The organism is Allosphingosinicella sp. (assembly GCF_036387215.1).
Lineage (GTDB): Bacteria > Pseudomonadota > Alphaproteobacteria > Sphingomonadales > Sphingomonadaceae > Allosphingosinicella.
The window spans coordinates 1-4,952 of record NZ_DASVUE010000060.1 but is presented as its reverse complement, the minus strand read 5'-3'; the positions used below and the strand labels follow the sequence as shown (position 1 = coordinate 4,952).

General features: G+C 66.4%; 6 protein-coding genes. 4 read left to right on the top strand and 2 right to left on the bottom strand.

Annotation, left to right across the window (positions count from 1 at the left end; all coding sequences use genetic code 11):
- From VF662_RS02865 to VF662_RS02855, 3 genes are all read left to right on the top strand, one after another.
- Window positions 1-584, top strand: a 584-nt coding sequence (locus tag VF662_RS02865) for an SDR family NAD(P)-dependent oxidoreductase (RefSeq protein ID WP_464137480.1), incomplete at its 5' end; no start/stop codon positions are given.
- Between the two features lie 13 nt (window positions 585-597).
- Window positions 598-2,661, top strand: a complete 2,064-nt coding sequence (locus VF662_RS02860; RefSeq protein ID WP_464137478.1) for a 3-hydroxyacyl-CoA dehydrogenase NAD-binding domain-containing protein — start codon at window positions 598-600, stop codon at window positions 2,659-2,661.
- A gap of 131 nt (window positions 2,662-2,792) precedes the next feature.
- Window positions 2,793-3,287 carry a hypothetical protein gene (locus VF662_RS02855; protein ID WP_464137476.1) on the top strand — a complete coding sequence of 165 codons (495 nt, stop codon included), beginning with the start codon at window positions 2,793-2,795 and terminating at the stop codon, window positions 3,285-3,287.
- Between the two features lie 39 nt (window positions 3,288-3,326).
- Here the strand turns inward: VF662_RS02855 and VF662_RS02850 are convergent, their stop codons facing one another.
- Window positions 3,327-3,842: a LytR/AlgR family response regulator transcription factor gene (locus VF662_RS02850; protein ID WP_464137474.1), complete on the bottom strand. Its 516-nt coding sequence runs from the start codon at window positions 3,840-3,842 to the stop codon at window positions 3,327-3,329.
- 142 nt (window positions 3,843-3,984) lie between these two features.
- Here VF662_RS02850 and VF662_RS02845 point away from each other — a divergent pair, with 142 nt between their 5' ends.
- On the top strand, window positions 3,985-4,554 hold the full coding sequence (locus VF662_RS02845; protein WP_464137472.1) for an alpha-ketoglutarate-dependent dioxygenase AlkB: 570 nt from the start codon (window positions 3,985-3,987) through the stop codon (window positions 4,552-4,554).
- Here the strand turns inward: VF662_RS02845 and VF662_RS02840 are convergent.
- The coding region (locus VF662_RS02840) for a DUF4337 family protein (protein ID WP_464137469.1) at window positions 4,551-4,952 on the bottom strand (402 nt) is incomplete at its 5' end. The two genes, VF662_RS02845 and VF662_RS02840, sit on opposite strands and share 4 nt — an antisense overlap.

Below are 4,952 nucleotides of genomic sequence, written 5' to 3'. Positions count from 1 at the left end.
TCGAAACGGCGATGCGGGAGCATGGCGGCCTCGACATCTTCTTCGCGAATGCCGGTGTGTCGGGAGGCCTCGCCTCGATCTTCGAGCAGTCGGCGGGGGACTGGCAGGAGATTTTGCGCATCAACCTGATCGGGCCGTTCCTGGCGATCAAGCACGCCGCGCCCGTGATCAAGGAGCGCGGCGGCGGGTCGATCATCTGCACGGCGAGCGTCGCCGGCATCCGCTCGGGCGCGGGCGGGCCAGCTTATTCGGCTTCAAAAGCGGGCGTGATCAGCCTCGTCAAGACCGCCGCCCAGCAGCTTTCCGGCTCGCACGTGCGGGTCAACGCCATCTGCCCCGGCCTCATCGAAACCGGCATGACCGAGTTCGTCTACGAACGCGCCCGCGCCAAGGGGCAGGAGCAGATGCTTGGCCACCTCAACCCGCTGAAACGCGGCGGCGAACCTCAAGAGATCGCCAACGCTGCACTCTTCCTCGCATCCGATGAAAGCAGCTACGTCAACGGCCATGCGCTCGTCGTCGACGGCGGCCTTTCCTCCTCGCACCCGTTCAACAGGCAAAGCTACGGCCGCACGGCCATTTGATCCGGAGACACGAATGAGCCCGATTTCAACCCACCGCCACGACGACGTCCTGATCGTCACGTCCAACAATCCGCCCGTGAACGCCCTCGGCCACGCCGTTCGCGAGGGTCTGGTGAAGGCGATCGAGGAAGCGGATGCGGATGAGGCCGTGAAAGCGGTGGTGATCATTGCCCAGGGCCAGACCTTCTTCGCCGGCGCGGACATCAGCGAGTTCGGAACGCCCAAGGCCTTCGCGCAGCCGATGCTTCCGCAGGTGGTCGACCGCATCGAAGCATGCACGAAGCCGGTCGTCGCCGCGATCCACGGCACTGCCTTCGGAGGCGGTCTCGAAGTCGCGCTGGCGTGTCATTACCGCGTCGCGGTGCCGTCGGCGAAGCTCGGCGTGCCGGAGGTGAAGCTGGGCCTGCTTCCCGGCGCCGGGGGAACGCAGCGGCTGCCGCGCGTGGCCGGCGTCCGGCGCGCACTCGAAATGGCGGCGACGGGCAATCCGGTCGGCGCCAAGGAAGCTTACGCGGCCGGTCTCGTCGACAAGCTGATCGAGGGCGACCTCCTCCAGCACGCGGTTGCCTATGCGCATGAGGTAAAGGACACGCGGCCGCTTCCGAAGTCGAGCGAGCGGGACGAGAAGCTACGGGAAGCACGGGAAAACCCCGGCATCTTCGATGAGTTCCGGAAGGCGAACGCGAAGAAATTCCGGGGCTTCGATGCGCCGGAATTCAACGTGCGCGCGATCGAGGCGGCGGTGGCGAAGCCCTATTCCGAGGGGGTGACGACCGAGCGGCAGCTCTTCATGGAGCTGATGAGCGGCACCCAGGCCAAGGCGCAGCAATATTTCTTCTTCGCCGAGCGCAAGGCCTCGAAGATCGAGGGGCTGCCCGAGGACACCAAGCCGCGCGACATCCGCCGCGTCGGCGTGATCGGCGCCGGGACGATGGGCGGCGGCATCTCGATGAACTTCCTCTCCGCCGGCATCCCTGTGACGATCGTCGAAATGGCGCAGGACGCGCTCGACCGCGGCACCGGGGTGATGCTCAAGAACTATCAGGCGACTGCGGCCAAGGGTAAGATGACCGCTGAGCAGGTCGGCCAGGCAATGGGTCTCCTGAAGCCCACGCTCGACTTCGACGCGCTCTCCGAATGCGACCTCATCATCGAGGCCGTATTCGAGAATATGGACGTGAAGAAGGAGGTGTTCGGCCGGCTCGACAAGATCGCGAAGCCCGGCGCGATCCTCGCCTCCAACACCTCCTACCTCAACATCGATGAGATCGCCGCCTCCACGTCGCGGCCGCAGGATGTGGTGGGGCTGCACTTCTTCTCGCCCGCCAACGTCATGAAGCTGCTCGAGGTCGTGCGTGGGGCGAAGACGGCGCCGGACGTGCTGGTGACGGCGATGCAGCTTGCCAAGAAGATCCGGAAGGTCGCCGTCGTCGCGGGCGTCTGCTACGGCTTCATCGGCAACCGGATGCTGATCCCGCGCCAGACGCAGGCGATGCGGCTTCTGCTGGAAGGCGCGACCCCGGAACAGGTGGACCGCGTCCATGTCGAATTCGGCATGCCGATGGGCCCGTTCCAGATGGCCGACCTCGCCGGCGTCGACATCGGCTGGCACCGCGACCCCAGCCGCATCGAGAATATCCGCGACGCGCTCTGCGCCATCGACCGCTGGGGCCAGAAGAAGAGTGCCGGCTTCTACGACTACGACGAGAAGCGCCGCCCCTCCCCCTCCGCAAAGGTGCAGGAGATCATCGAAGAGTTCCGTACCCGCGAAGGCGTCCAGGAGCGGGAGATTTCCGACCAGGAAATCATCGAGCGCACCCTCTACACGATGGTCAACGAGGGCGCCCTGATCCTCGAGGGCGGCTTCGCACAGCGCGCATCCGACATCGATGTGGTGTGGATCTACGGCTACGGCTGGCCGGTCTATCGCGGCGGACCGATGTTCTGGGCGGACACCGAAGGGCTGCCCAAGATCGTCGAAGGCATCCGGCGCCAGCAGGAGCGCCTGGGCGTCGATTTCAAGCTCTCCGAACTCCTCGTCCGCAAAGCCGAGGCGGGCGAGAAGTTCACCCGCTGAAGCCTGCTGCCGTTCATCCGGCGGACAGCAAAATCATGATTAACGAAGCGTCAGGGACGGCGTCCGGCGACTCCGATCGGAGCCGTTCGCGTTGGGGCGCCGCCTGCCAGTATCGACAGGAGCCTGTTCCAATGCTCAAGAAAATTCTTCTCGGCACCGCGGCGATCGCCGCCACCTTCACCGCACTTCCCGCAAGCGCCGAGGCCCATGGCCGGCATCGCGGCTACGGCTACGATTACCGCGGCTACGACCGCTATTATGGCGACCATTACCGCCGGGATTATTACCCCCGCGCTTATTACGGACGCGGCTATTATCCGCGGAGCTACGGCTACGGCTATACCTATGCCCCGCGCTCTTACGGCTACGGCTACGGCTACGCGCCGCGCGCTTATTACGGCGACCGCTATTATCGCGGCGACAATTATTACCGCCGCGGCCGCTGCGGCAGCGGCACGACGGGTGCGATCGTGGGCGGTGCGGCCGGCGCTCTCCTGGGCCGTGAGATCGGGCGCGACGGCGGCCGCCGCTACTACAGCTATCGCCGCGGCAGCGGCACCACCGGAGCGATCATCGGCGGCGCCGCGGGCGCTCTGATCGGCCGCGAGATCGGACGCAGCTGCTAAGGGGATCGGGCCTGGCAGCGATGCCGGGCCCGCTTCGCCTCAGGCGCTCCACCAGCTGGAGAGCACCGACTTCAGCGACTTGCGCTCCGCAAGCGCCGGCTCCGGGAGGAACGCTTCGCCGGGCTCAACCAGCGCCGGCTCCGGAGCTTCCGAATAGATGGTGAGGTTGCCGGGACGGCTCGGGCGGAGCCGCTCGCGGCCGCGCAGGAGGTCCTCGGCCGCTTTCAGCGCACGGACGATGTCTTCCTCGGTATAGGGTTTCATCAGGCAGCCGAGCGCCAGATCGGGCATCGGGAAGGACGGCGCCTTGCCGGTGGTGAAGAGGCTGGGCACATCCATTTCGTTGAGCTTGACCGCAACCGTGAAGCCGGTCGAGCCGCGCGCCAGCTGGAGATCGACGAGCGCGAGGTCGGGCCGCCGCTCCTCCACCGCATCGAGTGCGCTCTGCAGGTCGTCGGCGATCGCGATCACTTCGAAGCGCGGATTGAGCTCGATGAGATGCTTCAGAGTCTTGGCCAGCAGCGGCTCGTCTTCGACAATCAGGATCTTCAACATTCCTGCCCCCTCCCCAGGCGACTGAACATGGCTGGCCGTGCGATTGGCGCACAAAAGGCGCGGGAAGCGAATCCCTGGTGCGCGAATTTGCGGCGAACGATTCTGAACCCGCGCCGAAACGAATGGTTATCGGTGGAACGCGATGAATAAGCAGCTGAATTTCCTTGCCGATCCGCCGGCGCTGCCGGAGGGCTTCCGCTTCGCGCAGGACTTCGTCACCCCGGAGGAGGAGCAGGCGCTTGCGGAGCGGCTGGCGCTGCTGCCGTTCAAGGAATTCGAGTTTCAGGGCTATCTCGGCAAGCGGCGGGTGGTCTCCTTCGGCTGGCAATATGTGTTCGACGGCTCCGGCCTCCGGAAGGCCGATGACATGCCGGACTTCCTGCTGCCGCTGCGCGAGCGGGCTGCGGCCTTCGCCGGGCTCGCGGCGGAAGATCTGCAGCACGTGCTGCTGACCGAATATGCGCCCGGCGCCGGGATCGGCTGGCACAAGGACCGTTCGGTGTTCGGCGACACGATCGGCATCTCGCTGCTCGCCCCCTGCCGCTTCCGCTTCCGAAGGAAGAGCGGCCAGAAATGGGAGCGGGCCTCGCTCATCGCCGAACCCCGCTCCGCCTATCTCCTCCGCGGCCCATCGCGGACCGACTGGGAGCACAGCATCCCCGAGATGGAGGCGCTCCGCTACTCGATCACCTTCCGGAACCTCCGGCCCTAGACCAGGAGGAAGAAGCCGTTGATCGTGAACAGGGTGCCGACGACGCCGAGCGCGGCGCTGAGGATCAGCACCCAGCGGTTGAGCGCGAGGATGGCGACCGAGCCGAGCACGAGCGCCAGTTGCAGGAACACCTCGGCCATGTCGAAATTATCGTCCTGCGCGGCGGCCCGTTCGCGTGCCGCTTCGAACGCCTGCGCCTGGGCCCGGAGCTGCTTCTTGCCCTCGCCCTTCAGCGGATCGCCCGGCGCCGCGGCGTCGGGCTCGCTGTCGTATCGCGCGACCGTCGCCTGATACTCCTTCAGCCGCGCCTCCGCCCCTGCCCTTGCCTCGGGCGAGAGGCCGCCGGCGCCGAGCTGCGCCTCGATGTCGGCCGCGGCGATCTCGTAGACGGTCTGGCG